This is a genomic window from Rathayibacter sp. AC182, from assembly GCF_979253875.1.
The window spans coordinates 1,263,068-1,289,924 of the sequence record NZ_CEEDEK010000005.1 but is presented as its reverse complement, the minus strand read 5'-3'; the positions used below and the strand labels follow the sequence as shown (position 1 = coordinate 1,289,924).

Sequence of the window (26,857 nt, the reverse complement as noted above, 5' to 3'; positions counted from 1 at the left end):
CGTCTCGTACTTCTTCTTCCCGTTCGCGATCGGCAACCTGATCGGCCCGCTGGTGCTGGGCCACCTGTTCGACGTGTGGGGCCGCCGCAAGATGATCTTCCTCACCTACGGCGTCTCCGGGAGCGGTCCTCGCCCTGTCGGCCGTGCTGTTCAGCATGGACGTGCTCACCGCGACGACGCAGACGATCCTCTGGTGCGTGTCCTTCTTCTTCGCCTCCGCGGGCGCTTCGAGCGCCTACCTCACCGTCAGCGAGATCTTCCCGCTGGAGCTGCGCAGCCAGGCCATCTCGTACTTCTTCACCCTCGGCCAGATCGCCGGCGCGATCGCTCCCACCCTGTACGGCGTGCTGATCGGCGACGGCAGCGACCGCGGTCCGCTCACCGTCGGCTACTTCGTCGGGGCCGGGGTGATGATCGTGGGCGGCGTCGTGGCGCTGATCTTCGGGGTCGACGCCGAGCGCCGCAGCCTCGAGAGCATCACGGGAGCCGCTCTCGACGGTCCGCGACGGGGACTGACCGCGCAGAACGTCGGTCGGGAGTGCTGCTCAGCCACGATCGTGGCCGACGGGCGCTCCTGGCCGACGTTCTGCAGACCACCGACGCCGAGTGGCACCCGGCGCCTCCTCGGCCGAGCCCGATCTCCTCGCCCAGCGGCCACCGTCGGGCATCTTCCCCGCTGCTCTGAGCCGCTCAGAGCAGCAGATCGTGTCCAACGGGGAGCCGCTGCGGTCCGATCCGTCGCGAACGGCAGCCGCCGGACCACTCCTCGGCCGACGTTCCCCGGGTCAGAGCGCCGCGGGCGGGACCGGCGGCGGATCCGGATCTCGTCCACCGCCGACCGCGGCCAGATGACGGTGGGCATCCGCTGCCGCTCGGTCAGTGCGAGCGCCTCGCGCGCATGGGCGAGCACGTGCGCGCTGAACCCCGCATCGACGGCGCCCGGCGGATCGAACGCGTCGAGGAGGTCGCGGAGCACGCGCTCCGGAGGGACGGGAAGCTGTTCGGGTTCGTTCACGTCGACCACTGCCGATCCGGTGGTGGGTCTCGCGCCGGGGTCCAGGGCACGCCGCGAGTGGAGAGAGGGTCGACGCCGCGGCGCCGGATCGAGCGGGGACTCCCGTCCCTGCCGTCGCACCGGATGCGGACTCGACATGGTCGTCGTCGGCACCCTGTCATCCATCGTGCAAGGCTGCCGCTCAGCGCCCCTTCCTGGGAGTGGGTTGACAGCGCTCCAGCGGTCCTCGGTCAGCGCAGTCCGTCGAGCACCGCCTCGAGCTCGTCGACCGCGAAGTCGATCTCGTCCTCGGTGACGACCAGCGGAGGAGCGAGGCGGATCGTGGATCCGTGCGTGTCCTTGGCCAGCACACCGCGCGCCATCAGCGCCTCGCAGACGGCCCGGCCCGTGGCGAGCGCGGGGTCGATGTCGATGCCCGCCCAGAGTCCGGCTCCGGCGCACGGCGACGACGCCGCGGCCGATCAGGGCGGTGAGCCGCGCGTGCAGCTGTGCGCCGCGGGCGACGGCGAGCGCCTGGTACTCGCCGGTGGCGAGCATCTCGACGACCGCGAGGCCCACGGCGGCGGCGAGCGGGTTGCCTCCGAAGGTCGAGCCGTGCTGACCGGGCTGCAGCACTCCGAGCACGTCGGCGTTCGCGACCACGGCCGAGACCGGCACGATGCCGCCGCCGAGGGCCTTGCCCAGCAGGTACACGTCGGGGACGACTCCGACCAGATCGCAGGCGAAGGTCGCACCGGTACGGCCCAGTCCCGACTGGATCTCGTCGGCGATGAAGAGCACGTTCCGGCGAGCGGTGATCTCGCGGACGGCGGGCAGGTAGTCGGCCGGGGGCACGACGATGCCGGCCTCGCCCTGGATCGGCTCGATCAGCACGGCGACGGTGTCCTCGTCGATCGCCGCCTCCAGCGCCGCCGCGTCGCCGAACGGCACCGTGCGGAACCCCGGAGTGAACGGAGCGAAGCCGTCGCGCGCCTCCGCGTCGTCGCTGAACGAGATGATCGTGGTCGTGCGCCCGTGGAAGTTGCCCGCGGCGACGATGATGTCTCGCGCGTCCCGGCGTCACGCCCTTCACCCGGTAGCCCCAGGCGCGCGCGACCTTGATGCCCGACTCCACGGCCTCGGCGCCCGTGTTCATCGGCAGGACCATGTCCTTGCCGGCGAGCGCCGCGAGCGCGGTGACGAACGGGCCGAGCCGGTCGTTGTGGAACGCGCGACTGGTGAGCGTGACGCGGTCGAGCTGGTCGCGGGCCGCGGCCAGCAGCACCGGGTGCGAGTGGCCGAAGTTGACGGCGGAGTAGGCGGCCAGGCAGTCGAGGTAGCGGCGCCCCTCGACGTCGGTGATCCAGGTGCCCTCGCCCGTCGCGGCGACGACGGGCAGCGGGTGGTAGTTGTGCGCGGCGTGCGCCTCCTCCTCGGCGATCAGGGCGGCGGAGGCGGTGGTCGTGGCCAGGATGCTCATGTCGGTCCTCTCGTGATCGGGGGTCAGCGGCGCAGCTCGAGGGTGCGGCACTCACGCCGCTGCCGCCGAGCAGCAGCTCGGACAGGTCGACGCCGATCGGCTCGTAGCCGCGCTCGCGCAGCTGGCGCTCGAAGCCCACGGCGCGCGAGGCGATGACGACGTGCAGTCCGTCCGAGAAGGAGTTGAGCCCGGACGGAGGCGTCCTCCTCCGACACCAGGATCGCGTCGGGGTAGAGCTCCTGCAGCACGCGGTTGCCTCTCGTCGCTGAACGCGCTGGGCAGGTAGGCGATGTTCTGGTCGTCGAGCACGGCGATCGCCGTGTCGAGGTGGTAGAACGACGGGTTCACGAGCTCGAGGGTCACGACCTCGCGGCCGAAGACGCGGGCCACCTCGGCGTGCGAGTCCGAGGCGGAGCGGAAGCCGGTGCCCGCGAGGATCCGCTCGCCGACGAGGAGGAAGTCGCCCTCGCCCTCGTTCACCTCCTCGGGGACGCGCACGTCGAAGCCGGCGCCGCGGAACCAGTCCATGTACGCCGGACCCTCGGGCTGCCGCTCCGGGTAGGTGAAGGAGGCGCCGTAGGCGATGCCGTCGATGACGAAGCCGCCGTTCGCGGCGTAGACCATGTCGGGCAGGCCCGGCTCGGGGTCGATCAGCTGCACGTCGAAGCCGAGGCCGACGTAGGTGTCGTAGAGGGTCTGCCACTGGCGCACGGCCAGCGCGGTGTCGGTCGGGACCTGCGGATCCATCCACGGGTTGATCCGGTACACGACGGTGAAGTGCTCGGGTCGGCACATCAGGATCGTCTTGGCGACGGGGGTGCGGGTCGGGGCGGCGGAAAGCACAGCGGTGTCGGTCATTCGAGTCCTCCTGCGAAAGGCTGCGGATGAGCGGACCGGGTCCAGTGGCGCCGGATCCCGCGGAAGATCATCACGGGGGGTGGCGCACGCTCCCGCCCAGTCTCGCACGCGCGGATCCTGCGATTTCCACCGCTCGGCGCAGGATCCGCCGAGAACGCGCGCCTTGACGCCCGATCCGTGCGGAGTGCGCGACGGCGGCGTCTCCCCGGCCCTCCTCCGCCGACGTCCTCGCCCGACGTCGTACCCACCGTTCGGGGGAACCCGCCGCGACCCCCGCCCCCGAGCCGTCCTCGGCCCGCAGCTAGCATGCAGACGAGCCGCGTCCGCGCGCGGCCCGCCGCGAATCCTCTCGGAAAGATCTGCCGCGCCCACACCGCCGCCGTCGCGCGCCGCGCCTCGTCCCCTCAGCTCCGTCGGTCTCGCCGCCGTGCTGCTCGCCGGTCTCGCCACCGGCCCTGCAGCGAGCGCCGCCCGCCCCCTCCGCTGGGATCGGCGACGTCCGCCGAGACCGCTCCGTCAGCGGCCCCCGCACCCTCCGCCGCGTCCGCTGACCCCGTCGCCGTGGCCGCTGAGGGCGACATCGTGGTGACGGGCACCCTCGCCCTGTCGGGCGTCGACGAGGCGCACCCGGCACCGGAGGGCGACGCGTACACAGTGCGCGTCACGAACGAGGACCTCGAGACCGTCAGCGAGACGGTCACCGGAGCGGCCTTCAGCGTGCCCTCCTCGCCGGCGGCCCGTACCACCTGCAGGCGTCGGTGACCGGCAGCACGACCTGGTACCCCACCTGGTACGGCGACACCCCGAGCCCCGAGGACGCCGACCCGATCAGCGCCAGCGCCGAGATCGTCGTCACCCTGCCGCGCACCGCCTCCGTCGCGGGGACAGTCGGCACCCCCGACAGCAGCTACCTCGAGGGCGTCGCCGACTACACGGTCCAGGCCTCGGTGGATCGACCCGGCGAGCAGCGAGCGGCCCCGCCTCCTCGGCGAGACGGCGACCTCGGCGCCGCGCTCAGCACCTCGGACTGGTCGTTCAGCGGTGCCGCGGCGCTGCCGGTCGGCTCGTACAAGTTCCGCGTCACGCAGCCCGGCTACCCGGACTTCGACGACCAGTACTACTTCGACAGGTCGAGGCTCAAGGACGCGCGGGTCGTCCCGCTGACGACCGCTGGTCGCACCGGCATCGACTTCACCATGCGCGACTTCGGGTCCGCCACCGACCGCATCGCGGGCGACGACCGGTACGGCACCTCGGCGAAGACCACGCAGCTGGCCTTCCCCGGGACGGTCCCGGTGCTCTACGTCGCGAGCGGTGCGAACTGGCCGGACGCCCTCACCGCCGGTCCGGCGGCCTCGTTCCAGGGCGGGCGCTGCTGCTCACCGATCCCGGGCAGCTGTTCCCCGTCACCGCCGCCGAGATCCAGCGGCTCCAGCCCGAGGAGATCATCGTGGTGGGCGGCGCTCCTCCGTCAGCGAGGACGTCCTCCGCGCGATCGACGCGCTGTCGCCGACGGACACCGTCCGGCGCATCGGCGGACTGGACCGCTACGAGACGAGCCGCATGATCGTCGAGGACGCGTTCCCCGCCGGCGCGTACCGCGAGGTGTTCCTGCCCACCGGGCTCAACTTCGACGCCCTCTCCGTCGCACCCATCGCCGGGCGCGAGGGCCAGCCGGTCATCCTCGTGGACGGGGCGCAGAACGCCCTCGATGCGCCGACCCGTGCGGCGATCGACCGTCTGGACGCGGACCTGGGCCAGCTGGTCGGCGGCACCCCGTCCATCTCGGCGGGCATCGAGGCCGATCTCGTCGCCTCCGGCCTCGTCGGCGACGTCGACCGGATCGCCGGAGTGAACCGCGACGCCACGAGCCGCCTCCTCAACGCCGCGTACCCGCCGTTCGAGCTCCAGGACCGCGCGTTCCTCGCCCGGGCCGACTCGTTCGCCGACGCCCTCCTCGATCGGCCCGACGGCCGCCGCCCTGGGCGCCCCGCTCTACCTCGGCTACCGGGACTGCGTCCCGTACGACACCCGGGTCGAGCTGCAGGCGCATCGAGCTCGACTACGTGACGCTGCTCGGCGGGACTCGCCCACGTTCCAGGCGTCGGTCGACTCGCTCACGACCTGCCGCTAGAACGGTCGGGACGCCCCGTCGCCTCGCGCATCTGCGGAGCGACGGGGCGCCTGCAGAAGACCGCGCCCGCGGCCACGAGCCCCGGCGCGACCGCGGGATTCCACTCGACCGCCGCCGATCTGCCCCCCGGCCAGGGGCGTCGCCCCCGCACCGCCCCGTTAGATCCAGAAGACCTCGTGTCCGCCGCGGTCCGCCGCGACCATCGGAAAGACTCCCGTGACTCCTCGCCGCCGTCGGCCCTCCGCGCGTCTGCTCGCGCTCACCCTCTCCACCGTCGGCGCCGTCGCGCTGACCGGACTCGTCGCCTCGCCCGCGCACGCCGCTCCGGCGCCGGTGGTCGGCTCGATCACCTCCCCGGCCTCGGTGCCCGGCTCGCACACGTACACGGTGCAGGCCTGGACCCTGGCGGGCGACGTCGCCGAGGCGAAGCTGGTCGCCTCGACGGTCACGACCCTCGCGAGCGGAGCCACGGGCGGCTACACCCTTCCCGCCCTGCCCGACGGCTCCTACGTCGTCCGCGTCCTCGAGACACCCTTGCAGGGCGCCGTCCCGACCGTCGGCGACCTCTTCTGGCAGGACACCGACTGGGTGGGCTCCTCGACCCGCGTGGACGTCGCCGGCACGACCGTCACGGGCATCGACTTCGCGCCGGACCCGTACTTCTTCTCCACCACCCGCGTCGAGGGCAGCGATCGCTACGCCACCTCAGTCGCCTCCACGCAGTCCTTCGAGCCCGGGGTGCCCGTGCTCTACATCGCCAGCGGCGCGGGATGGGCGGACGCCCTGAGCGCCGCCCCCGCCGCCTCCGTGCAGGACGGAGCGCTCCTGCTCACCGACCCGAACGCGCTCTTCGCGAGCACCTCCGCCGAGATCACGCGGCTCGCTCCGAAGAAGACCGTCGTCGTCGGCAGCGACGCGACCGTGTCCGCAGCCGTCTACCAGCAGATCGACGCACTCGTCGCCGGCCCGATCACCCGCATCGGCGGGACGGACCGCTACGACACGTCACGGAGGATCGTGGCGGACGCGTTCGGAGCCGGCTCGGCCGACGAGCTGTTCCTCGCCACCGGCGGCAACTTCCCCGACGCCCTGTCCGTCGCCCCGGTCGCGGGCCGGAGGGGCCAGGCCGTCCTGCTGGTCGACGGCGCCGAGCCCGACGTCGACGACGCCACCCGCTCCGCCATCACCCGCCTCGACCCCGAGAGCGCGGTGATCCTCGGCCAGGCGCCGTCCGTCTCGGCGGGGATCGAGGCCGACGTGGACGCCCTGGTCGGCGACACCACCCGCATCGGCGGCGCCAGCCGGTACGCCACGAGCCGGCTGATCAACGAGGCCTATCCGGCCCAGGGCCTCAGCGCCACGACGTACCTCGCCTCGGGCGAGGGCGCCGCGGACGCCCTGTCCGGAGCGGCCGTCGCCGCCGCACAGGGGGCGCCGCTCTCGCTCGCCCGTCCCGACTGCGTGCCCGCCGAGACGATCGACTCGCTCAAGCGCCAGCACCTCGACACCGCCGTCGTGCTCGGGAGCGAGCTGACCCTGTCGATCGGAGTCACCCGCTTCACGGCCTGCTGACACCTCCTCGCGGCTGCGGCCCGCGGATCGCGTGACGGCGCGACCGCGGGCCGCTACTGTCGGAGTGCCAACGTAGGACATTCATTCCGGAGACCCCCATGAGCACTGCCACCGCACGCCCCTCCTCGTCGGGATCGAGACCGGAGGCACCAAGGTCGTCGCCGCCGTCGCCGCCCTCGACGAACCGGAGCGGCTGCTCGCGACGACCACGCTGCCCACCCGCGGCCCCGTCGAGACCCTCGCCGACATCGCGGCGTTCGTCCGCGGGCACGGCGTCGAGGGCTCCGTCTCGGCGATCGGCGTCGCCTCGTTCGGGCCGCTCGACGTCGACCCCGGCTCACCCTCCTACGGCCACCTCACCTCGACGCCCAAGATCGGCTGGGAGGGCGTCGACGTCCTCGGTCCGTTGGGCGAGGCCGCGCCCGGCGCCCGCACCGCCCTGGTCACCGACGTCAACGGCGCCGCCCTCGGCGAGGCGCGCCGGGGCGCCGCCGCCGGGGAGCCCGACTTCGTCTACGTCACCGTCGGCACCGGAGTGGGCGGTGGCCTGCTCGCCGGCGGCCGCCTCCTCGCCGGCAGCGGCTGGCCCGAGATCGCGCACCTCCTCCCCGCCGCCATCCCGAGGACACCTTCGCCGGCACCTGCCCGTTCCACGGCGACTGCCTCGAGGGCCTCGTCGCCGGGCCCGCGATCTCGGCGCGCTGGGGCGTCGACGGCTCGAGCCTGGGGCCCGAGGACGCGGCGGCGAACCTCCGCTTCAGCTCGTTCTACCTCGCCCAGCTCGTCACGACGCTCGCGTACGTCGCCGGAGTGCGCCCGGCGATCCTCGGCGGCGGGGTGTCGAAGACGCCCGGACTGCTCGAGGCGGTCGAGGCCGAGGTGCAGCGGTTGATGGGCGCGCCGGGAGCGACGGGCACGTCGGCGGGGCGCATCCGCATCGTGCGTCCGGGCCTGGGCGACGAGTCGGGCGTGCGCGGCGCGCTGTCGCTCGCGCAGTCCCTGGTCTGAGCCTGCGGGTCAGCCGAGCAGCTCGGCGACCAGGCGCTCCACGCGACCGCGGATGTCGTCGCGGATCGGGCGCACCTGCTCGAGCGGCAGACCGGCCGGATCGGCGAGCTCCCAGTCCTCGTAGCGCTTGCCGGGGAAGATCGGGCAGACGTCGCCGCAGCCCATGGTGATCACGACGTCCGACACGCGCACCTGCTCGGTCGTCATCTGCTGGGGCACCTCCTGCGAGATGTCGATGCCCTCCTCCGCCATCGCGGCGACCGCGACGGGGTTGATGCTCGCACCCGGCTCCGAGCCGCCGGAGCGGACCTGGACCCGGCCGCCGGACAGGCTCGTCAGATAGCCGGCGGCCATCTGCGAGCGGCCGGCGTTGTGGATGCAGACGAACAGGACGGCGGGGGCGTCGCTCGTGGGGCTCCTCGGAGTGGGGATGGGGATCGGCCTGACGAGTATGACGGCGGACGGTGAACACGGGGAGACCTGCGGCGGCGCTACCCTCCTGTCCATGACTGGACACGAGAGCCGACCGCAGCCGGGAGCGGGCCGCGACGAGACGCCGGAGGAGCGCTCCGATCGCAACTGGAACGAGATCCTGCAGGAGCTGCGCGTCGTGCAGACCGGCACGCAGATCCTCGGCGGCTTCCTGCTCACCCTCTGCTTCCAGCAGCGCTTCACCGAGCTCGCCGCCCCGGATGTCGCGCTCTACCTGGTGCTCGTGTTCCTCGCCGCGTCGGTGACCGTGCTGGCGCTGGCCCCGGTCACCGTGCACCGCCTGCTGTTCGCACGCGGACGCAAGGCGGAGCTGGTGCGCTTCGGCAACCGCATCGTCCTGACCTGCCTCGCTGCCGGCTCCCTCCTCTCCGTGGGAGTCGTGACGTTCGTGTTCGACTTCGTCCTCACCCAGGCGGCGGGGCTCGTGGCGGGCGGCGCGGTCCTGCTGATCATCGCGCTGGTGTGGGTGACCGCGCCCGTGATCCTGCGGCGGAGCTGAGGGCGCACGGCGCTCCTGCGCCCGACGCGGTCGCGCGAGGATGCCAGGCGGAGCGGACGGAGTCAACCGGCTGCAGGCCTCGCGCGGCGCTCCTAGCGTGGTGACGTCGGCGCATCCCGCGCCGCGCGCGAAGGAGATCGGGCATGAGCGGCATCGACGGACCCCAGGACAACCCGCAGAACCACGACACGGTGAGCGACGCCGGAGTGGACAAGCCCTCGCAGGCCGAGGGCGACGACGCGCAGGTCAGCGACGCCGAGAGCACCGCCGAGGACGTCACGACCGCGGTCGACGACGACGACCTCGACGCGGGCGTCAGCGAGCCGACGGACTGAGCGTGATCCCCGCGCTGAGCGCCCTGGACAGCACCGCGGCGGTCCTCTCGGACGGCTACCTGTTCGGGACGAGGCGCTTCGGCGCAGGTCGAAGGCGACGCCTTCCGCACCCGGATCCTCGGGCGGCCCGTCGTGGTCGCCCGGGGATCGAGGCCGCGCGCTTCTTCTACGAGGGCGGTCGCTTCGACCGGGCGGGCGCCCTGCCCGGCTCGGTGCTGCACCTTCTGCAGGACGAGGGCAGCGTGCAGACCCTCGAGGACGAGCGGCACCGGCGCCGCAAGAAGCTCTTCCTCTCGCTGATCGAGGCGCCGGAGGAGCGCTCGCGGCTCGTCGACGCCTTCGCGGTCGAGTGGCAGCGGGCCGCCGCGCGCTTCGCGGGCGCTCCGGTGCCGCTGCAGGACATGGCGGCCGAGGTGCTCGGACGCGCGGTCCTCGTCTGGGCCGGTGTCGCGCTCCCCGATCGGGAGGCGCAGCAGCGGTCGGACGAGCTGCGCAGCATGGTCGACAACGCGGGCCGCTTCGGGACCGCCGAACTGGGGCGGCTCGGCTGCGGCGCCGGCGCACCGAGAGCTGGGCACGCGGCCTGCTCGAGGCGAGCCGGGCGGCGGGACTGCCGCCCGAGGACGGCGCGGCGTCGATCGTCGACCGGATCGCGCATGCCGAGGAGGACGGCGCCCCGCTGCCGATCGAGGTCGCCGCCGTGGAGCTGCTCAACCTGCTTCGGCCGACGGTGGCGGTAGGGCGCTTCGTCGTCTTCGCCGCGCTGGCGCTGCACGAGCACCCCGAGTGGCGCGAGCGTTTCGTGCACCCGGAGGAGCGCGCGGCCTTCGCGAACGAGGTGCGCCGGTTCCACCCCTTCTTCCCGATGGTCGGCGGACGGGCCCGCGGCGGTCTGGAGTTCCAGGGCGAGACCCTGCCCGACCGGCAGTGGTTCCTGCTCGACCTGTACGCGACCGACCACGCGACCGCGCACTGGGACGCGCCGGAGACCTTCGATCCCGAGCGCTTCCTCGCCCCCGTCGACCGCAACGGCTTCATCGCGCAGGGCGGCGGCCACTACGGCGACGGCCACCGCTGCCCCGGCGAGCCCGCGACCGTCGACCTGCTGGCCGAGGCGCTGGAACTGCTCGCGACCGGGCACCCGTACGACGTGATGCCCGGGCAGGACTTCTCGATCAGCCTCCGCTCGTTCCCGACGGAGCCGGCGGACGGCTTCGTGGTGACGTTCCGGGCCTGACGTCCTCCCCAGGGGCGCGGGACGGAGCGTCTCCACCGATCGCGTCACTCCGGATCCGCGCCGGCCAGCGCCGGGGCATCCTCGCGGCATGCAGGTGTCGAGTCAGTCCCCGTCGTCGAGAGCGTCCAGGTCGCGGAGCGCGTCCCGGGCGCGCGAGAGCCGCGCCTCCTCGGGCTCGTCCCACCAGGCGGGGCCCCGCTCCCCGAGCCCGTGCTTGGCGAGCCCGGTGCGGGTGCGGGCGGCGGCCACCGCGTCCTCGTCCCCGGCGCGCTTCGCCGACCGGGTGCCCGATCGGCCTCGGCCGAGGTGGGAGGTCAGGGCGGCGACGAGCTCCTCGGGGAGGATCGGGTCGGTGCGGCGCCAGCGGCGGCCGTTCACGACGAGCCAGCGCTCCGCGTCCTGCCGGGCGGCGGCCTGCTCGACGTCTTGCTCGACGGCGTCCTGCTCGTCGGCGTCCTGCTCGTCGTGCTGGTCAGCCACGCCCGTTGATCCGATCGCCGGTGCTCGTCAGGGTCGACGGATTCGGGCAGCCGCAGCGCCTCGATCACGCCGCGATCGGCGAGCGCGAGGATCCGGGCGACGAGCTCCTCCGAGCCGCCGATCAGCGTCGAGTCGAAGTCGATCTCGCTCGCGAGGTACCAGGCGCGGTCGTCCGGCCAGAGTGCGATCGGCGTCTGGAGGACTCTGCCGTCGGCGGTCGCGAGTCCTGCGTCGAGAGCCCAGGCCGGGTCGACGAGCGCTCGGACGTCGAGGTCGACCAGGAGCGACTCCCGCTGAGGCAGCGCGATGCTCTCGAGTCGCGACGTCACCCGACGTCCGCTTCCCGAGACCCGGGCGGCCCCGCTCCGATCCTCCGGAACGTCACGGGATCCGAGAACGATCGTGCTGATCACGCCCGTCCCCTCCCAGAACGCCGCCGAGCACCGCTCGCGAGTCGTGGTGGCGCCGGCGAGGACATCGGCGATCGCCGCCAGCTCGTCGAGGTCGAGCTCCCCGAGCCGCGGGGCGCCGAGCGTCCGGTCGTGGCGCGAGAGGTCCTCCCACTGCGCGAGCGGATGCAGCACCGTCCCGGCGCGCTCCGCGACATCGCGCCACCTGAGCCGCTCCCCGCGTCATCGGAGGCGGGATGCAGGATCCGCACGGCGGCCTCGAACAGAGGCGGAACGATGCCCTCGAACGTGGCGAAGGGGCCCAGCGCGTCGAGCACCCAGCGGCCCCGCTCCGGGTCGGTCTCGGCGTGGAGGGCGCTCATCCGGTCAGGCTAGCGGCGCGAGACGAGTCCGGACAGGGCTGCGAAGGCGCGCTGGGGGCCGGTCGTCCCCGTGAGCTCCGCCGAGAGGGCGGCGAGCCGCTCCCGTCCCGGGTGGTCGGCGGCGAGCAGCCGCCGGGCCGCCGCGGCGATCGCCCCGGATCCGGCGCTGTTCGGGTCGAGCACCTCGGCGACTCCCGCGTCCTCGAGCGCCGCCGCGCCGGCGAACTGATCGGTCGAGAAGGGCAGCACCACGAGCGGCACGCCGGCGGTCATCGACTCGGTGACGCTGTTGTTGCCGCCGTGGGTGATCGCGAGAGGCCGCGCGGCCCAGCAGCGTGACCTGCGGGAGGAACCCGCGCACCAGCCAGGTCGGGGGCAGCTCGCCCAGCGCAGAGCGGTCCGTCGCTCCGGAGGCGAGCGCGACGCGCACCGGCCGGCCGTCGACCGAGACGTCCGCGAGCGCCGCCGCGACGCGCGCGAGCACGTCGTCGCGCACCGAGAGGAAGCTGCCGAAGCTCACGTAGACGACCGGGTCGTCCGAGGCGGCGAGCCACTCCTCGACCTCGTCGTCGACCGGCTCGGAGCGGACGGCCGAGCCGAGGAAGGCGTGCGGAGGCAGCTGGGCGGTGCGCGCGGGGTCGTGCAGGCCGCCCGGGTAGTTCAGCAGCAGCACGTCGCCGGACTCGGCGAAGGCGTCCTGACTCGACGGGGCGGAGAGGTCCAGCGAGGCGAGGGCGGCGTTCCACTCGGCGGTGAACGCGTCGCGGACCTCGTCGCACAGGGCGCGCAGGGCGGCGAGCCCGTCCGGGTCGGGAGCGAAGGCGTCGGGCCAGGACGGGCGGGAACCCGTAGACCTCGCCGGGCACCGTGAGGGCGGTCGGATGCCCGAGCACCACGTCGCCGTAGGGCACGCCGAGCGCGCGCAGCGCCACCCGGGCGGTGAAGGCGAGGTGGTCGACGACGATCGCGTCGGGCTGCACCTCGTCGAGGATCTCGCGCAGCCGCGCGGCGACACCCGCCGGATCCCACAGCAGATCGGTCAGCCGCTCCCGCGCCTGGTAGGCGAGGGTCGGCACCATGCCGCGCCGGGTGGCGTCGAAGAACCCGCGGAGCGAGGCGCCCTCGTCCGGAGCCTGCTCCTCGGCGCGGATCGTGCCGGGGTTCGAGCCCCGGCCCAGTCGCAGCGCGACGTGGTCGAAGCCGAAGTCGTCCACGATCGACCGGGTCGCGTCCCCCGTCGCCACGACCACCCGCTCCCCGGCGTCGCGCCGAGGCGGTGCCGAGGGTCGCGAGCGGGAGCAGGTGGGAGGCGTAGTCCGGACTCACGATCAGCAGGGTCACGACGCTCCCCAGCACGAGATCCGAGCGCAGCGGCCGCTCCTGGTCGGCCGTCGCGTGCGCGTAGACGCCCGAGAGGGCACGCGCCATGGCCTCGATCGTGTACCGCTCGGCGACCATCGCGCGGCCGCGCTCGGAGGCGTCCTCGGCCAGCGGACCGCCCGCCAGATCGAGGGCGTCCGCGGCGGCACGGCCCAGTGCGGCGCAGTCGGCGGTGTCGATCAGGAAGCCGGTGACGCCGTCCTCGACGTAGGTGACCGGACCGCCGGTCGCGGGAGCGACGACGACGAGGCCCGCGGCGAGCGCCTCGAGCAGGGCGATGCCGAACTCCTCCTTCACACTGGCGCAGACGTACGCGCCTCCCGGGGCGGCGAGACCCGGCCTGCCGTGCCGGACCGCGCCCAGCCACCGGGCGACCGTGCCGTTGGGCCGGTGACCGGCGAGCAGGAGACCCGCCGAGGAGCCGCCCGCGGCGCCGATGCGGTCGAGCTGCTCGCGCTCGTCCGGGCTGGGGTGGGCGAGATCGCCGCCCACCAGCACGAGGTTGGCGCGCCGGCGCAGCGACGGATCGCCGGCCCACGCCTCGGCCAGGGCGGCCATGCCCTTGACCCGGTGCAGGCGACCGACGCTGAGCAGCAGGGCAGGCCGCGCCGCTCCTCCGGGAGCTCGCGGAGGAGCTCGTCGAGGGCCGAGAGGTCGTCGCCCGCGTCGAGCGCGACGGGCTCGCCCGCGGCGGCACTCCGCGCGGCCCGCTCGCCCCGCTCGACCAGGCGCACGTCGATCCCCTCGGGGACGATCGTGTGCCGCTCCGGGTGCGCGGTGATGTCGATGCCGATCAGCTCGCGCATGCTCCGCTCCAGCTCCGCCCGCGGGAACAGGACGGTGTGGGCGGCATCGGCGGCGAGTCGCTGCACGAGGCGCACGCGGAACCAGAAGTGGTCCGCGGCGTCGCGGTCGCCGAAGTCGGCCCGCGACAGAGCGCCGGAGGCGTCCAGGCCCGCGATGAGCGCGTGCGGATCCGGGGCGACGGTGAACACGACGGGGATCTCGAGCTCGCGGGCGACCGCGGCGGCGGCCAGCGACCCCACGTCGGCCATCCGCAGGTGCAGCACGTCGACCCGTCCCGCGGCGCGCAGGATCCGGCGGATCCCCCGCTCGGCCGCGACCCGGCGCGGCCAGGCCTCGGGCATGGGCACCGCGGGTCCCGCGAAGGGCACGGGCGCGAAGCCGTGGCCGGAGGAGGGCAGCTCGGCGAGAGCGCGCTCCGCCTCGGCCGGTGTCCCGCGCGAGAGCGTGAGGACGCGCTCGATGCCGTCCTCGCCCTCGAGCGCGTCGCCGAGCCGGACCAGCAGCGTCGCGATGCCGCCGTTGTCCCCGGCGCCCACTCGCGTGAGCGTGCCGTCGATGTCGGCGTGCACGAAGAGCTGCGCGATGGTCGGTCCCGCGTCAGAGACCGGAGCCGGAGCGTGGTCGAGGAGCGCGGTGCGCGCGATCGAGCCCAGCGCGCCGTCCAGTGCGGTCAGGCGCGACAGCAGCAGCTCGGCGTCGTCGGAGCGGCGCTCCTCGAGCGCGTCGATGGCCGCGGCCCGGGCGTCGAAGCCCTCGGCCTCGTCGGCGGCCACTTCGAGCAGGGTCCGCTCGGCGATTGCACCGGGCACGAGGCCCAGGGTCTCGACGACGCGCGAGCGGGCGCCCGGATCGCGCTCGCCGATCAGCACGCCCTCCAGGGCGAGCGAGATCGGATCGGGCGTCGAGGGCGCCCACAGCAGCAGGGTGCGCTGGGCGAGCATGCCGGCGAAACCGCCCGCGCCGATCATCCGGAGCAGAGGGCCGACGGCGCTGGGGCGGGGGAGGCGTCCGCCGAACGCCCATGCCGCGTGCTCGCGGACGAAGGGCCGCTCATCGGCGAGCAGGCGCAGCAGCGCCAGATCGGCCTCCTCGTCGAAGACCTGGGCGAGCGAGTGCACCGCGGCGATGGCCGTCAGCTGGTCGGAGGGGTCGAGAGCGGCGCGGGTCAGCAGTCGCACCGCGCGACCGCCTCCATCGCTGACCGCGGCGATGGTGAGCTCGTCGGCGGCCCGGATCGCCTCGAGCAGGGTGGCGCGCCGCGCACGGCATCGAGAACGGTCTGGGTGGCCACGGTTCACCTGGTCTCGTCGGGGCGGATGGGGCGGCACATCCGCACCGCTCGTCCTTCGGAGCCCTCGGGCTCGACGGATCGCGGTGTCGGCGGACCGAGTACGAGCATGGCCCGGTCGAAGCTGGGATGTCACCACTTGCGGAGCACCCCGGACTGTGCGCACTGTCAGGGGGTACCGCCTCCGATCTCGATCCTCCACGCGCGCGGGCGGGCGCTCGCGCGGCGCGGAGCAGCCGTCAGGAGCGCCCGAGCCACTCCAGCAGCCGGTCGACGGGCCACGTCGTGACGATCCGCTCCTCGGGCACGCCGAGCCGCTCGGCGCGCTCGGCCCCGTAGTCCAGCAGGCCGAGCTGGCCCGGAGCGTGGGCGTCGCTGTCGATCGAGAAGAGGCAGCCCGCGTCCAGAGCCAGGGCGATCAGCTCGTCCGGCGGATCCTCCCGCTCGGGCCGGGAGTTGATCTCGACGGCCGTCCCGTGATCGGCGCACGCGCGGAAGACGGCGACGGCGTCGAACTCCGACGGCGGACGAGTGCCCCGCTCCCCGCCGACGAGCCTGCCGGTGACGTGCCCGAGCACGTCCGTCCGCGGATCGGACGCCGCCGCGACCAGGCGCGCCGTCATCTCGCGCCGCGGGGTCCGCAGCTTCGAGTGCGCGCTCGCCACGACGACGTCCAGGCGGTCGAGCAGCTCCGGCGTCTGATCGAGCGAGCCGTCCTCGAGCACGTCGACCTCGATCCCGCTCAGCAGACGGAGCGGCCCGGTGTCGAGGGTCGCGAGGTGGGCCGAGCTGCTCCTCGAGGCGCTCTGCGCTGAGGCCGTGCGCGACGCGCAGACGAGGGGAGTGATCGGTCAGCGCCAGGTACTCGTGCCCGAGCGCGCGGGCCGCGTCCGCCATCGCGAGGATCGGAGTCGCGCCGTCCGACCACTCGCTGTGGCTGTGCAGATCGCCCCGCAGTCTGCCGCGCAGGGCGCTCGTCGGCAGCGGGTCGCTCCCGCGCAGGTCGGCGAGGTAGTCCGGCACCCGGCCCTCCCGCGCCTGGCTGATCACGGCGAAGGTCGTGTCCCCGATCCCGGCCGCGCGGCGGACGGCACCGAGATCCTCGCGCTCGGCCTCCGTCATGCCCTCGAGCACTGCGATCGCCGTGCGGAACGCCTTGGCGCGGTACTTCGAGGCGCGCTCCCGCTCGAGCAGTGTCGCGATCTCGTGCAGTGCGTCGAGGGGATCCATGTCCCCGGTCTAGCAGACGCGGTCGCCCGTGCGGGGGATCACCCTCGGCGCTCGACCAGCGCCCGCAGCGCGTCCTGCACGAACCGTGCGCCCGCGACCCCGCCGTAGGCCGCGGCGAAGCGCTCGTCCTCGACGTACATCGCGCCGAGTCCGAGCAGGTACTCGTCACTCGGCCCGCCCGTCGCGTCCCGAGGCGTGCTCGGCACCTCGGCGAGCCATGCGCGGTGCCCGCTCGGCGAGTGCGAGCGCCTCCTCCCCCTCCGGATCCGCTCCGCTCGCCGCCGCGGCGGTCCACGCGCCGGCCAGGTCCGCCTGCCTCCGGCGCCACTGCTCCCGCTGCCTCGCTCATCGAGCGCCACCAGCGGTCGCCGTCGGCGTAGGCCGGCGCACCCCAGCGGCGCTCCACCTCCTCGCGGTGCTCCGCGTGGTCGAACCCGTCGAACATCTCCTCGGCCATGGGCCCTGTCCCCTCCTTCATCGTCCCGACGGTCCCGGCGACCGCTCGGATGCGGCGGTCCAGCCGCCGCCGCTCCTCCTGCAGCACGTTGAGGTGCCGCTCGAGGGCGGCCACCGGCTCGGTGTCGCGCCGCAGGATCCGCCCGATCTCGGAGAGCCCGAGACCGAGGTCGCGCAGCAGCAGGATCCGCTGCAGCGTCACGAGCGCGGCGGCGTCGTAGTAGCGGTACCCGTTCGCCCCCACGCGGCTCGGCGGCAGGAGCCCCTCGGCTCCGTAGTACCGCAGCGTCCGGCTGGTCGTTCCCGCCAGGCGCGCCACCTCGTGCACCGACCACTCCCGATCCACCGCACGCTCCCTCCTCCGCCCGCCGACCGGATCCGGCGGCGGTGGGAGCGACGGTACGGGTTGACGCGGCGTCAGAGTCAAGACGGCCGGAACTGCGGACTCGCTGAGCGGGCTTGCCCCGCCGACGAGTCGAGATATATCGTGACTTCCACCACTCGCGATATATCGCGTTACAAGCAAGGGCTCCTCACCGGGGCCGGAAGAAGGAGGAGCTCATGTCGCTCGAGAAATGGCTCGTGCAGGCGGGCGAGTCGAAGGTCATCGACCTCGACGTCGTCCGCTCGGTCAAGATCGCCCTCGTGGGCGGCCAGATCGACGTCATCGCGCACGACGAGCCGACGGCCCGCGTCGAGGTGCACAGCGTCGGCGGCCGTGCGCTCAAGGTCTCGATGGAGGGCGACCGCCTCGAGATCGACCACGTGCAGCCGCGCTGGGACTCGATCGTCGAGGTCGTGAAGGGACTGGGCCGTCGCGGCGACCGCGCCGACATCAGCCTGCTCGTCCCCCGCGGCGTGGCTCCAAGTTCGACACCGTCTCGGCCGACGGGCTCGTCTCGGGCCTGCACAGCGACGCCCGCATCTCGACCGTCGGCGGCGACGTCGTGGTCGACGGACTGCACGGCGACATCGACGTGAACACCGTCCACGGCGAGCTCTCTGTGCGCAACCGCACCGGACGCGTCACGGCGCACACCGTCTCGGGCGACGTCACCGCGGCCGGAGAGCTCACGCGCTTCTCGGTCGACGGGGTCTCGGGAAGCGTCTTCGTCGACGCCGAGGGCACGCCCGACCAGATCCAGGCCAACACCGTCAGCGGCGACCTCACCGTCCGCGTCGACGAGGGCCTGGGCGCCGCCTACCGCATCAACACCGTCTCGGGCACTCTCCAGCTCGACGGCTCGGTCGTGCGCGGCACCTTCGGCCGCGGCTACACCTCGACCACCGGCTCGCTCGACTCGAAGTGGGTCGACATCGCCGCCAACTCGGTCACGGGAGACGTGACCGTCGTGCGCCGCAGCCCCGTCACCGCCTCCGCTCCGAGCGGCGGAGAGCGCGGCTGGGGCTCGCCCGACGCCGGCACCTCGACCGACGACCAGCGCCCCGTCGACGGAGTGCGCCCGCGTGAGCCCCGTCTTCGCGCACGGACGCCTGCGCCTCTACCTGCTCAGCCTCCTCGCCGAAGGCCCCCAAGCACGGCTACGAGCTGATCCAGGCTCTGAGCGACCGCTTCGGCGGCACCTACGCGCGCCGAGCGCCGGCACGGTGTACCCGCGCCTCGCGAAGCTCGAGGAGGAGGGCCTCGTGACGAAGGAGGCCGACGGCCGCAAGACCGTCTACTCCATCACCGACGACGGCCGCGCCGAGCTCGCGAACCGGGCGACGGACCTGGGCGACATCGAGGACGAGCTGACGGACTCGGTCCGCCGTCTCGCCGACGAGGTCCGCCTGGGCGTCGCGGAGGCGATGAAGAGCCTCCGCGCCGACCTCGCCAGCGCCGCCCGCGACGCGCGGGGCGACCGGGGCGACCGCGGTGAGTCCCGCACTCCCGAGCACTCGTCGGAGCAGCCGCCGCGCACGCAGGACGAGGTCGGCCGCCGAGCCCGCCCGCGAGCCGATGCCCGCCCCGACCGATGCGCGCACGGCGTCGCGTCTCGCGCTCCGCGACGCGGAGGTGCTGCTCACCGAGTTCCGCGACGAGCTGCGCGCCGAGCTGCGGACGGCCGCCTCGCGCGGCGACGTCACTCCCGAGAGCGTCGACGCCCTGCGCACCGCGCCCGAGCAGCGCGCACCGCGGTCCGCTCGACCCTGGACTGACCCGCACCACCACCGCTGATGGCGGGGATCCCTCCTGGGTCCCCGCCATCAGCGCGTCCGCTACCGAGTCCTCCCAGACCCGCCCGCACACCCTCGAGAACACCCCTCGAGGACGCCACCCCGGTCTGCGCTACGCCGCGCGGGGCGCACCGAGCGGGCATCCCGCACAAAGGTTTCCCGCCACCACCCTTGCGCTCCCCTCGATCCGGACTATATTTCCTATGGGATCTTTTGTGCGTCCAGGGCCGGGCGCAACGAGTGCGAGGGAGCACGGATGACCGACGTCACGACCGGCGCAGCAGACGCCGAAGCCCCGACCGGAGCCCAGACCTGGGACGCCGTCGACTGGGACCCCGACACCTGGACCGCCGAGACCTGGCCCATCGCCACCTGCCTCCACGGCATCCCCCCGGTCTCGCGCGACGGAGTCGCCCTGCACGACGCGGCCCCCGAGGTGTGGGACGACCTGTTCGCCCAGGTCGAGGGCGTCGGATTCACGCTCGCCGAGCTGGCCGACAGCCACGTCCGCCCCGCCGACCTCGAGCCCTCGCGCCGCGACGAGTTCCTCGACATCGCGCGCTCGCACGGCGTCGGCATCCCCTCCGTGCACCTGCAGCGCCAGAGCGTGATCATGCCGGGGCCGCGAGGAGGAGAACCTCGCCTACGCGCACCGCACCATCGACGCCGCGGCCGAGTGGGGCATGAAGGTCTTCCCGACCGGGCTGCACCAGCCCTTCAGCGAGGCGCTGAAGCGCGCGCTGTGGTTCTGGACCGCCGAGGGACCGAAGGACCCCGACGACCCGGACGTCTGGAACGCCGCGGTCAGCCGCATCCGCGAGCTCGGGAAGCACGCCGCCGACGTCGGACTGCCGCTCGCCCTCGAGCTCTACGAGGACACCTACCTCGGCACCGCCGACAAGCGCCGTGTGCTTCGTCGAGGACGTGGGACTGGACAACGTGGGCCTCAACCCCGACGTCGCCAACCTCATCCGCCTGCACCGCCCGGTCGAGGACTGGCGCGAGCTCTTCGCCAAGACCCTCCCCTACGCCAACTACATGCACGTCAAGAACTACACGCGCGACGAGTCGGCCGACGGCAGCTGGGCGACCTCGGTCCCCTCGAGCATGGAGGCAGGGCTCATCAACTACCGGCAGGTGATGCGCGACGCCGTCGAGGGCGGATTCCGCGGGATCCTCCTCGCCGAGCACTACGGCGGCGACAGCCTCGGCATGTGCTCCACCAACCAGACCTACCTCCGCACCCTGCTCCCGCGGGCAGCCCGGACCTCGAAGTAAGGACGCAGCACCATGACCGCATCGCAGAATCGCCGTCGTCGGCTCCGGCTACATGGGCGGGGGCATGGCCCAGGTGCTCGCCCTCTCGGGCGCCACCGTCGTCATCGCCGACATCTCGGAGGAGATCGCCCGCAGCAACTACGAGCGCCTGCTCACCGAGACCGCGCAGTTCGTCGCCGACGGCGCTCTTCCCCGAGGACGCCGTGGAGCGCATCCGCGAGAACCTCTCCCCGCCGCCTCGATCGAGGAGGCCGTCGCCGACGCCGACTTCATCGAAGAGGCGGTGCCCGAGAAGATCGAGATCAAGCACGAGACCCTGCGGCGGATCAGCGCGGCCGCACGTCCGGACGCGGTCATCGGATCCAACACCTCCACGATCCTGATCGGCTCGCTCGCCGAGGCGGTCACCGGCCCCGAGCGCTTCCTCGGCGTGCACTTCTCGAACCCGGCGCCGTTCATCCCCGGTGTCGAGCTGATCCCGCACGCCGCGACTTCCGAGAGCGCGATCGCCCTCGCCGAGGAGATCGTCGCGGCGACCGGCAAGGAGACGGCGCGGGTGAAGGACTCGACCGGCTTCGTGCTCAACCGCCTGCAGTACGCGCTGTTCCACGAGGCGACGCAGATCGTCGAGGAGGGCATCGCGACCCCCGAGGACATCGACACGATCGTGCGGACCACCTTCGGCTTCCGGCTGCCCGTGTTCGGCCCGTTCGCGATCGCCGACATGGCCGGGCTCGACGTCTACGCCTTCTGCTACGCGTCGCTGCAGACCCGCTGGCCCGAGCGCTTCGCGACCCCGGAGTCGCTCGCGCAACTGGTCGAGGCCGGCAAGTTCGGCACGAAGTCGGGCGCCGGCTACCTCGACGCGCCCGCCGAGCGGACCGCCGAGCTCATCGCCTACCTGCAACCGCGCCTACGTCGCGATCAAGAAGCTGATGGACGAGCTGGGCCCCGCCCCGATCGCCTGACCCGCGACGCGGCGCTGATCCGCGCGATCGCCCTCCGCGGGCCGTCGCGCACCCGCCGGCGCGCACGCGCCACCGCGCGCACCACCCCCGACAGAGTCGTCAGAAAGGCCACCGCATGCCCGCGTTCCCCGAATCCCGCACCGTCCGTCCTCACCGGCGCCGCCTCTCCCGCGGCATCGGCCGCTACACCGCCCACCACCTCGCCGAGCAGGGCTGGAACGTCGGCGTCATCGACCTCGCCGACGACGCCGCCCGCGAGGTCGCCGCCGAGATCGCCGAGCAGCACGGCGTGCAGGCGGCCGGCGCCGGCGCCGACGTCTCGAAGGACGCGCAGGTCCGCGCCGCCTTCGACTCCCTCGAGGCCGCCCTGCCCCCGGTCGTCGCCCTCGTGAACCTGGCGGGAGTCGCCTCGCCCGTCTCCTACCTCGACGTCACCCCCGAGGAGTGGCAGCGCGTGATCGACATCAACCTGAACGGCGTGCATTTCAGCACGCGTCGCGCCGTCGAGTCGATGACGGCGCGCGGAGTCGGCCGCGTCGTCAACCTCCTCCGTCTCGGCCCAGCGCGGCGGCGGCACCTTCAGCAAGACCGCCTACTCGGCCGCCAAGGCCGGCGTCATCGGCTTCACCCGGAGCGTCGCCCGCGAGCTCGGCCACCAGGGGATCACGGTCAACGCGATCTCGCCCGGCCCGATCGACACCGACATCATGGGCGGCACCCTCACCGAGGAGCGCAAGAGCGGCCATGGCGGCCGACGGCGTGCTCCCCGCATCGGGACCCCGCGCGACATCGCCGCGGCCGTCTCCTACCTCATCAGCGAGGACGCCGGATTCGTGACGGGTCAGACCCTGAACGTCGACGGCGGCCTCTACATGCACTGATCGGAGCCCTCATGAACAAGACCTTCGGCACCTGGTCGATCGGCCGCGTGCTCTTCCTCGCCGTCGGCGTCCTGCTGGTCGGCGTCGGCGCCGCCCAGATCCTGCCCGCCCTCGGCGGCTGACCTCCCCGTCCTCGCGGCGGCTCCGGCCGTCCGGCGCGGCAGCGCCTCCCCTCGCACCGGTCATCTCAAAGGAGAGTGCCTTGTCCAACCCTCGCCGTCCGCGGCCGTCGGATCCACGCGGGATCCCGCGCTGAAGTCCGCGATCACCAAGGCGGGCCGGCATCTCATGCCGATGCTCGTCATCCTCTACTTCGTCGCGTTCCTCGACCGCACCAACGTCGGATTCGCGGAGGAGGCGCTCCGCGTCGACCGCGGCATCTCGGACGGCGCGTTCGCCCTCGGCGCCGGCATCTTCTTCATCGGCTACGCGATCTTCGAGATCCCGAGCAACCTGCTCCTCAAGCGCTTCGGCGCCCGCTTCTGGCTCGCCCGCATCGCGGTGACCTGGGGCATCGTCGCGGCGCTGTTCGCCTTCACGACGAACGACACGATGTTCATCATCCTGCGCTTCCTCCTCGGCGTGACCGAGGCGGGCCTGTTCCCGGGCGTCATCATGTTCCTGTCGGAGTGGTTCCCGAACAAGGTGCGCGTGCAGATGTTCTCGATCTTCTACCTGGCGCAGCCGTTCTCGCAGATGCTCGGCGCCCCGCTCAGCGGCGGCCTGATCAGCATCGGCAACCAGATCACCCCCTGGGAGGGCTGGCAGGTGATGTTCTTCGCCGAGGGCATGCTCGCGGTGATCGCCGGATTCGCGGCGCTGAAGTTCCTGACGAACCATCCGCAGAAGGCGAAGTGGCTGACCCAGGAGGAGAAGGACTCGCTGACGGCCGCGATGGAGCGCGAGGACACCGTGCGGCAGGCCGACGGCCTGACCGGCATCTGGCGCGCCATGGGCAGCTGGAAGGTCTGGTACTTCACGATCATCTACTTCTGCCTGCAGATCGCGGTCTACGGCACCACCTTCTACCTCCCGCAGCAGGTCGCGAACCTGATCGGGCAGGACGTCGGCTTCCAGGTCGGACTCGTGTCGGCCATCCCGTGGCTCGTGGGCCTCTTCGCCTGCTACTACGTGGGCCGGCACGCGAACACCATCCGCCGCCGCCGCTCCTGGGGCTCGCTGTTCTACATCTTCACCGGCCTGTCGATCTTCGGATCGGCGTGGGCGGAGCGAACGGCCAGCCGATCCTGGGCCTGCTGTTCATCACCCTCGCGGTGTCGAGCTTCCTCTCGGTCGGACCGATCACCTGGGCCTACCCGACCGCGTTCCTCACGGAGTGCGGCCGCGGCGGCGGGAATCGGCCTCATCAACTCGCTCGGAAACCTCGGCGGCTTCGTCGCGCCCCTCATGCGCAACGGCTTCAACGAGGCGATCCCGACCGAGAGCGGGGTGTGGGGAGTCGTCTCGCTGGGCGTCTTCGCGTTCCTGGCGGCCGCGATGATGTTCAGCACCAAGTTCTTCCGCGGCGCGAAGGCGGACGAGCTGCTCGAGACCACGAGCATCAACACCGGGCACTGAGCGCGGCGTCGAGGGGCTCGGTCGCTGCGGCGGCCGGGCCCTTCCCGTTCCTCGCAAATCATAATTAATTAACGTAATGGTTGACGGAGGCGTGCGCGCACGCGAGGGTGGCCGTGCGGTTGCTCATCGAGGAGCATCCGCAGAGAGGAAGACCCATGACTCGACGAAGAGCCCGCACTCGCCGCCTCCTCCCGGCCACAGCCCTCACCGCCGCACTGCTCACTCCCCTCCTCACCCCGTCGCCCGAGACCGCGCAGGCGTTCCCGGCGAAGCCGAAGGCCGCCGTTCTGCAGTATCTGCAGTCGATCACCGGGACGAGCATCGTCTCAGGGCAGCACAACAAGGAGCCCGCGAGTGCGCCGGCTCAGTACACCCAGCAGGTGAAGGACGTCACGGGGCAGTACCCGGGGCTCTGGGGCGGCGACCTGTTCTTCACCGCGTCCGACGCCGCGAACAGGCAGCGGGTGGTCGACCAGGCCGAAGACGGATGGGCGAACGGCTCCTCGTGACGCTGGCCTGGCACGTCTGCCCGCCGACCGGGCCGAGCACCTGCGCCTTCGACGGGGTGTGAAGAGCCTGATCACCGACGCGCAGTTCCAGCAGATCGTCACCGGGGGCACCGCGCTGAACACCACGTGGCGGCAGCGGATGAGCGAGGTCGTGCCGTACCTCCGCCAGCTCAAGGACGCCGGCGTCCCCGTTCTGTTCCGCCCGTTCCATGAGATGAACGAGACCTGGAACTGGTGGGGCGGACGCCCAGGAGCGAACGGCGGGGCGAAGATCTACCAGCAGATGCGCGACTACTTCGACTCCCAGGGCCTGACGAACCTGATCTGGGTGTGGAACGTCCAGGACAACCCGCAGGGCGGCTGGTCCACCTACTATCCGGGGGCCTCGTACGTCGACGTCGTCTCGCTCGATGTCTGGTACAAGAGCTTCCCGAGTGCTTCGGACTACCAGCAGATGCAGTCCATCGCCGGACCGAAGCCGATCGCCCTCGCCGAGATGGGGAAGGTCCCCGATGCGACGCTCCTGCAGGGTCAGCCGCGGTGGTCGTACTTCATGATCTGGTCGGAGCAGCTGCGCGGCGGCAACACCAGCGCCGCGATCCAGAGCGCCTACTTCCATCCGCGCGTGCTCAACCAGGGCGAGCTGACGCTGCCCTGAGGAGCGGCGGTGCCGGGGATCCGCTCCCCGGCACCGTCGAGACGGCTCCGCTCATCTCGGCGTAACGCTCCTCGCGCAGAGAGCAGCTGCTCGTGGGTCCCCTCCTCGATCACGCGCCCGCCGTCGAGGACGACGATCCGATCGGCCGTTCTGACCGTGCTCAGCCGATGCGCCACGATCAGAGTCGTCCGGCCTTCCCGGAGACGCTCGAGGGCCTCGCGCACCTCGGCTTCCGCTCGCGGATCGAGCGCGGCGGTCGCCTCGTCGAGGATCAGCAGTCGCGGATCGCGGATGAGCGCGCGAGCGATCGCGAGTCGCTGCCTCTGCCCTCCGGAGAGTTGCCCACCCCGCTCACCCACGGTGGTGTTCCAGCCGTCGGGGAGCGAGAGGACGAAGTCGGCGTTCGCGGCATGCGAGTGCCGCCACGAGCTGCTCGTCGCTCGTGTCCGGAGAGCCGTACAGGATGTTGTCGCGGATGCTCCCGCGGAACAGGACCGATTCCTGCGGCACCACCGAGACGAAGCGCCGCACACTGCGCATGTCGAGCTCGCCGACGTCGCGACCATCGAGCAGCACCTGCCCGCGGGTCGGCCGCAGGAAGCCGAGAACGAGCCTGGTCAGGGTCGACTTGCCCGATCCGGACGCGCCGACGAAGGCGACCGTCTGTCCCGGCGCGATGTGCAGGGTCACCTCCGAGAGGACCTCCTCCTCCCGGTACGAGAACGAGACGGACTCGAAGTCGATCGCGCCATCGAGCGCCTCGACGACAGCGCCTCCCTCGTTCCTCTCGACATCAGGATCGGTGAGGACCTCGGCGATGGAGCGTCGCGACGCCAGTCCCGCGGGTGATCAGCGGCGCGGTCTGGAACGCGCCCGGTGATCGCGCCGGTGAGCAGGGCGAAGTACGAGCTCAGCAGCACTACCTCGCCGACCGAGATCGGGAGAGCGCCCGTCATCGTCACCAGCGCGGCGCCGAACAGGATCCGAGCGTGATCACCTGATAGCTGCTCCACGACAGTGCGCCGAAGCGGCCGTTGAGGCGGTCGAGCCGCAAGCCGGCGCGCTCGACGCGATGCGCCGCCTCGACCACTCTCCGCGCCGAGACCTGCTCCAGCCCGTGGGCCCGGGTGACCTCCTGGAGAGACGACATCCGCCGACGGCCGACGACATGGTCTCGACGTCGAGGCGGAAGGTCTCGCTGCTCGCCGCGGTGCGGGAGCGGCGAGCCAGAGGATGAGCCCCGCAGCGAGCGGGAGGGTGAGCGCGAGGACCGGGAGGAACTGGGGCACTCGGAGCGCGGTCGCCACGCCGGCCCCGACGAGGATCACCACAGCGTTGAGCAGCGGCCCGAACGCCTGCTGGAGCATGAGCTCCAGGTTCTCCACATCGCGCACGATCTTGGTCTGCAGCACCGACGCGCTGCCCCGAGCGTGGTAGCCGAAGGACAACAGCTGGAGGCGCTCTGCGAGCGCCTCACGGAGACGTGCGCCCATGGAACGGACGGACGACGAGAAGAGCCGTACGAAGACGCCGTTCGCGGCCACGCTGACCACGATGGTGGCCGCCCCCGCGGCGGCCGGGAGCAGCAGCGCCTCGGGGGATCCCCGGCCACCAGTGGCGTCGACGACGGCCGCCGTCACCAGCGGCAGGATCCACAGCGGGCTGTCCTTGACGGCGAAGGCGATCGCGGCCGACACGAGTCGCCACCTCGGAGGGCCGTAGAGCGGAGCGCAGCGGATGGTCCGCGTCGATCGCGGTCCTGGTGCGGCGCTCGCTCCGATCGCG

Annotated in this window: 25 protein-coding genes and 10 pseudogenes; 21 read left to right on the top strand and 14 right to left on the bottom strand. The window is 72.7% G+C overall.

Features of this window, described 5'->3' with window-relative positions:
* The first annotated feature begins 155 nt into the window (after positions 1-155).
* Positions 156-1,310: an MFS transporter gene (locus tag AC0CII_RS17940; protein WP_465230981.1), complete on the top strand. Its 1,155-nt coding sequence runs from the start codon at positions 156-158 to the stop codon at positions 1,308-1,310.
* Here AC0CII_RS17940 and rocD read toward each other — a convergent pair.
* Positions 1,246-2,474, bottom strand: a pseudogene (rocD, locus tag AC0CII_RS17935) (ornithine--oxo-acid transaminase). The gene AC0CII_RS17940 and the pseudogene rocD overlap by 65 nt on opposite strands.
* 23 nt (positions 2,475-2,497) lie before the next feature.
* Positions 2,498-3,332: pseudogene (gene ddaH, locus AC0CII_RS17930) on the bottom strand (dimethylargininase).
* A 306-nt stretch (positions 3,333-3,638) separates the two neighbouring features.
* Here ddaH and AC0CII_RS17925 point away from each other — a divergent pair.
* The 6 genes and pseudogenes from AC0CII_RS17925 (at position 3,639) to AC0CII_RS17900 (ending at position 8,046) form a co-directional block, all read left to right on the top strand.
* Complete coding sequence (locus AC0CII_RS17925; RefSeq protein ID WP_465230225.1) at positions 3,639-4,094, top strand: hypothetical protein; 456 nt, start codon at positions 3,639-3,641, stop codon at positions 4,092-4,094.
* A 434-nt stretch (positions 4,095-4,528) separates the two neighbouring features.
* Positions 4,529-4,684, top strand: a pseudogene (locus AC0CII_RS17920) (cell wall-binding repeat-containing protein); the annotation flags it as partial.
* A gap of 211 nt (positions 4,685-4,895) precedes the next feature.
* On the top strand, positions 4,896-5,402 hold the full coding sequence (locus AC0CII_RS17915; protein ID WP_465230980.1) for a cell wall-binding repeat-containing protein: 507 nt from the start codon (positions 4,896-4,898) through the stop codon (positions 5,400-5,402).
* Positions 5,403-5,682: 280 nt separating this feature from the next.
* Complete coding sequence (locus AC0CII_RS17910; protein WP_465230224.1) at positions 5,683-7,038, top strand: cell wall-binding repeat-containing protein; 1,356 nt, start codon at positions 5,683-5,685, stop codon at positions 7,036-7,038.
* A gap of 79 nt (positions 7,039-7,117) precedes the next feature.
* Positions 7,118-7,639, top strand: a pseudogene (locus AC0CII_RS17905) (ROK family protein); the annotation flags it as partial.
* Complete coding sequence (locus tag AC0CII_RS17900; protein ID WP_465230979.1) at positions 7,621-8,046, top strand: ROK family protein; 426 nt, start codon at positions 7,621-7,623, stop codon at positions 8,044-8,046. The pseudogene AC0CII_RS17905 and the gene AC0CII_RS17900, both read left to right, overlap by 19 nt.
* A 9-nt stretch (positions 8,047-8,055) precedes the next feature.
* Here AC0CII_RS17900 and AC0CII_RS17895 read toward each other — a convergent pair whose 3' ends face one another.
* The gene (locus AC0CII_RS17895; protein ID WP_465230223.1) at positions 8,056-8,553 is read right to left on the bottom strand and encodes an arsenate reductase ArsC; all 498 of its coding nucleotides are present in this window, start codon (positions 8,551-8,553) and stop codon (positions 8,056-8,058) included.
* Between AC0CII_RS17895 and AC0CII_RS17890 the strand changes: the two genes are divergently transcribed.
* The 4 genes from AC0CII_RS17890 (at position 8,552) to AC0CII_RS17875 (ending at position 10,609) form a co-directional block, all read left to right on the top strand.
* Positions 8,552-9,037: a DUF6328 family protein gene (locus tag AC0CII_RS17890; RefSeq protein ID WP_465230222.1), complete on the top strand. Its 486-nt coding sequence runs from the start codon at positions 8,552-8,554 to the stop codon at positions 9,035-9,037. The genes AC0CII_RS17895 and AC0CII_RS17890 overlap by 2 nt on opposite strands.
* A 143-nt stretch (positions 9,038-9,180) precedes the next feature.
* A complete protein-coding gene (locus AC0CII_RS17885; RefSeq protein WP_465226918.1) occupies positions 9,181-9,372 on the top strand; it encodes a hypothetical protein in 192 nt (63 codons plus the stop codon).
* 2 nt (positions 9,373-9,374) lie between these two features.
* A complete protein-coding gene (locus tag AC0CII_RS17880; protein WP_465230221.1) occupies positions 9,375-10,112 on the top strand; it encodes a cytochrome P450 family protein in 738 nt (245 codons plus the stop codon).
* Positions 10,073-10,609: a cytochrome P450 gene (locus AC0CII_RS17875; RefSeq protein ID WP_465230220.1), complete on the top strand. Its 537-nt coding sequence runs from the start codon at positions 10,073-10,075 to the stop codon at positions 10,607-10,609. The genes AC0CII_RS17880 and AC0CII_RS17875 overlap by 40 nt, the downstream gene beginning before the upstream one ends.
* A 102-nt stretch (positions 10,610-10,711) precedes the next feature.
* Here AC0CII_RS17875 and AC0CII_RS17870 read toward each other — a convergent pair whose 3' ends face one another.
* From AC0CII_RS17870 to AC0CII_RS17835, 8 genes and pseudogenes are all read right to left on the bottom strand, one after another.
* Positions 10,712-10,987 (bottom strand): biopolymer transporter Tol, encoded by a 276-nt coding sequence (locus AC0CII_RS17870; RefSeq protein WP_465228092.1) that lies wholly within the window; start codon positions 10,985-10,987, stop codon positions 10,712-10,714.
* Positions 10,984-11,673, bottom strand: coding sequence for a hypothetical protein (locus AC0CII_RS17865; protein ID WP_465230219.1), 690 nt, complete (start codon positions 11,671-11,673; stop codon positions 10,984-10,986). The genes AC0CII_RS17870 and AC0CII_RS17865 overlap by 4 nt, the downstream gene beginning before the upstream one ends.
* A gap of 197 nt (positions 11,674-11,870) precedes the next feature.
* Complete coding sequence (locus tag AC0CII_RS17860; RefSeq protein WP_465230218.1) at positions 11,871-12,134, bottom strand: hypothetical protein; 264 nt, start codon at positions 12,132-12,134, stop codon at positions 11,871-11,873.
* A 387-nt stretch (positions 12,135-12,521) separates the two neighbouring features.
* Positions 12,522-13,799 carry a glycosyltransferase gene (locus AC0CII_RS17855; protein WP_465230217.1) on the bottom strand — a complete coding sequence of 426 codons (1,278 nt, stop codon included), beginning with the start codon at positions 13,797-13,799 and terminating at the stop codon, positions 12,522-12,524.
* A gap of 233 nt (positions 13,800-14,032) precedes the next feature.
* A pseudogene (locus tag AC0CII_RS17850) lies at positions 14,033-14,989 on the bottom strand (glycosyltransferase family 4 protein); the annotation flags it as partial.
* Positions 14,990-15,575: 586 nt separating this feature from the next.
* Positions 15,576-16,566, bottom strand: a pseudogene (locus AC0CII_RS17845) (PHP domain-containing protein).
* Positions 16,567-16,604: 38 nt separating this feature from the next.
* On the bottom strand, positions 16,605-16,772 hold the full coding sequence (locus tag AC0CII_RS17840) for a TipAS antibiotic-recognition domain-containing protein (RefSeq protein WP_465230216.1): 168 nt from the start codon (positions 16,770-16,772) through the stop codon (positions 16,605-16,607).
* A gap of 437 nt (positions 16,773-17,209) precedes the next feature.
* Positions 17,210-17,341 (bottom strand): annotated as a pseudogene (locus AC0CII_RS17835) (MerR family DNA-binding transcriptional regulator); the annotation flags it as partial.
* A gap of 242 nt (positions 17,342-17,583) precedes the next feature.
* On the opposite strand from AC0CII_RS17835, the gene AC0CII_RS17830 reads away from it, so the two are divergent.
* From AC0CII_RS17830 to AC0CII_RS17785, 10 genes and pseudogenes are all read left to right on the top strand, one after another.
* Entirely contained in the window at positions 17,584-18,003 is a 420-nt protein-coding gene (locus tag AC0CII_RS17830) for a hypothetical protein (protein ID WP_465230215.1), read from the top strand.
* A complete protein-coding gene (locus AC0CII_RS17825) occupies positions 17,970-18,575 on the top strand; it encodes a DUF4097 family beta strand repeat-containing protein (protein ID WP_465230214.1) in 606 nt (201 codons plus the stop codon). Before AC0CII_RS17830 ends, AC0CII_RS17825 begins: the two co-directional genes overlap by 34 nt.
* Positions 18,490-19,182 (top strand): PadR family transcriptional regulator, encoded by a 693-nt coding sequence (locus AC0CII_RS17820; protein ID WP_465230213.1) that lies wholly within the window; start codon positions 18,490-18,492, stop codon positions 19,180-19,182. Before AC0CII_RS17825 ends, AC0CII_RS17820 begins: the two co-directional genes overlap by 86 nt.
* A gap of 274 nt (positions 19,183-19,456) precedes the next feature.
* Positions 19,457-20,341, top strand: a complete 885-nt coding sequence (locus AC0CII_RS17815; RefSeq protein ID WP_465230212.1) for a hypothetical protein — start codon at positions 19,457-19,459, stop codon at positions 20,339-20,341.
* On the top strand, positions 20,338-20,478 hold the full coding sequence (locus tag AC0CII_RS17810; protein WP_465230211.1) for a hypothetical protein: 141 nt from the start codon (positions 20,338-20,340) through the stop codon (positions 20,476-20,478). Before AC0CII_RS17815 ends, AC0CII_RS17810 begins: the two co-directional genes overlap by 4 nt.
* 52 nt (positions 20,479-20,530) lie before the next feature.
* Positions 20,531-21,283: pseudogene (locus AC0CII_RS17805) on the top strand (3-hydroxyacyl-CoA dehydrogenase family protein); the annotation flags it as partial.
* 278 nt (positions 21,284-21,561) lie between these two features.
* Positions 21,562-22,327: pseudogene (locus tag AC0CII_RS17800) on the top strand (SDR family NAD(P)-dependent oxidoreductase).
* A 288-nt stretch (positions 22,328-22,615) separates the two neighbouring features.
* Positions 22,616-23,905, top strand: a complete 1,290-nt coding sequence (locus AC0CII_RS17795; RefSeq protein WP_465230210.1) for an MFS transporter — start codon at positions 22,616-22,618, stop codon at positions 23,903-23,905.
* A gap of 155 nt (positions 23,906-24,060) precedes the next feature.
* Positions 24,061-24,414: a hypothetical protein gene (locus tag AC0CII_RS17790; RefSeq protein WP_465230209.1), complete on the top strand. Its 354-nt coding sequence runs from the start codon at positions 24,061-24,063 to the stop codon at positions 24,412-24,414.
* Positions 24,415-24,472: 58 nt separating this feature from the next.
* Positions 24,473-25,072: a glycoside hydrolase family 26 protein gene (locus AC0CII_RS17785; RefSeq protein WP_465230208.1), complete on the top strand. Its 600-nt coding sequence runs from the start codon at positions 24,473-24,475 to the stop codon at positions 25,070-25,072.
* On the opposite strand, the gene AC0CII_RS17780 is transcribed toward AC0CII_RS17785, so the two are convergent.
* The 3 genes and pseudogenes from AC0CII_RS17780 to AC0CII_RS17770 form a co-directional block, all read right to left on the bottom strand.
* On the bottom strand, positions 25,024-25,638 hold the full coding sequence (locus AC0CII_RS17780; protein WP_465230207.1) for an ATP-binding cassette domain-containing protein: 615 nt from the start codon (positions 25,636-25,638) through the stop codon (positions 25,024-25,026). The two genes, AC0CII_RS17785 and AC0CII_RS17780, sit on opposite strands and share 49 nt — an antisense overlap.
* Positions 25,577-25,762, bottom strand: a pseudogene (locus tag AC0CII_RS17775) (ATP-binding cassette domain-containing protein); the annotation flags it as partial. The gene AC0CII_RS17780 and the pseudogene AC0CII_RS17775, both read right to left, overlap by 62 nt.
* Entirely contained in the window at positions 25,759-26,769 is a 1,011-nt protein-coding gene (locus AC0CII_RS17770) for an ABC transporter transmembrane domain-containing protein (protein ID WP_465230206.1), read from the bottom strand. The gene AC0CII_RS17770 and the pseudogene AC0CII_RS17775, both read right to left, overlap by 4 nt.
* Positions 26,770-26,857: the final 88 nt, after the last annotated feature.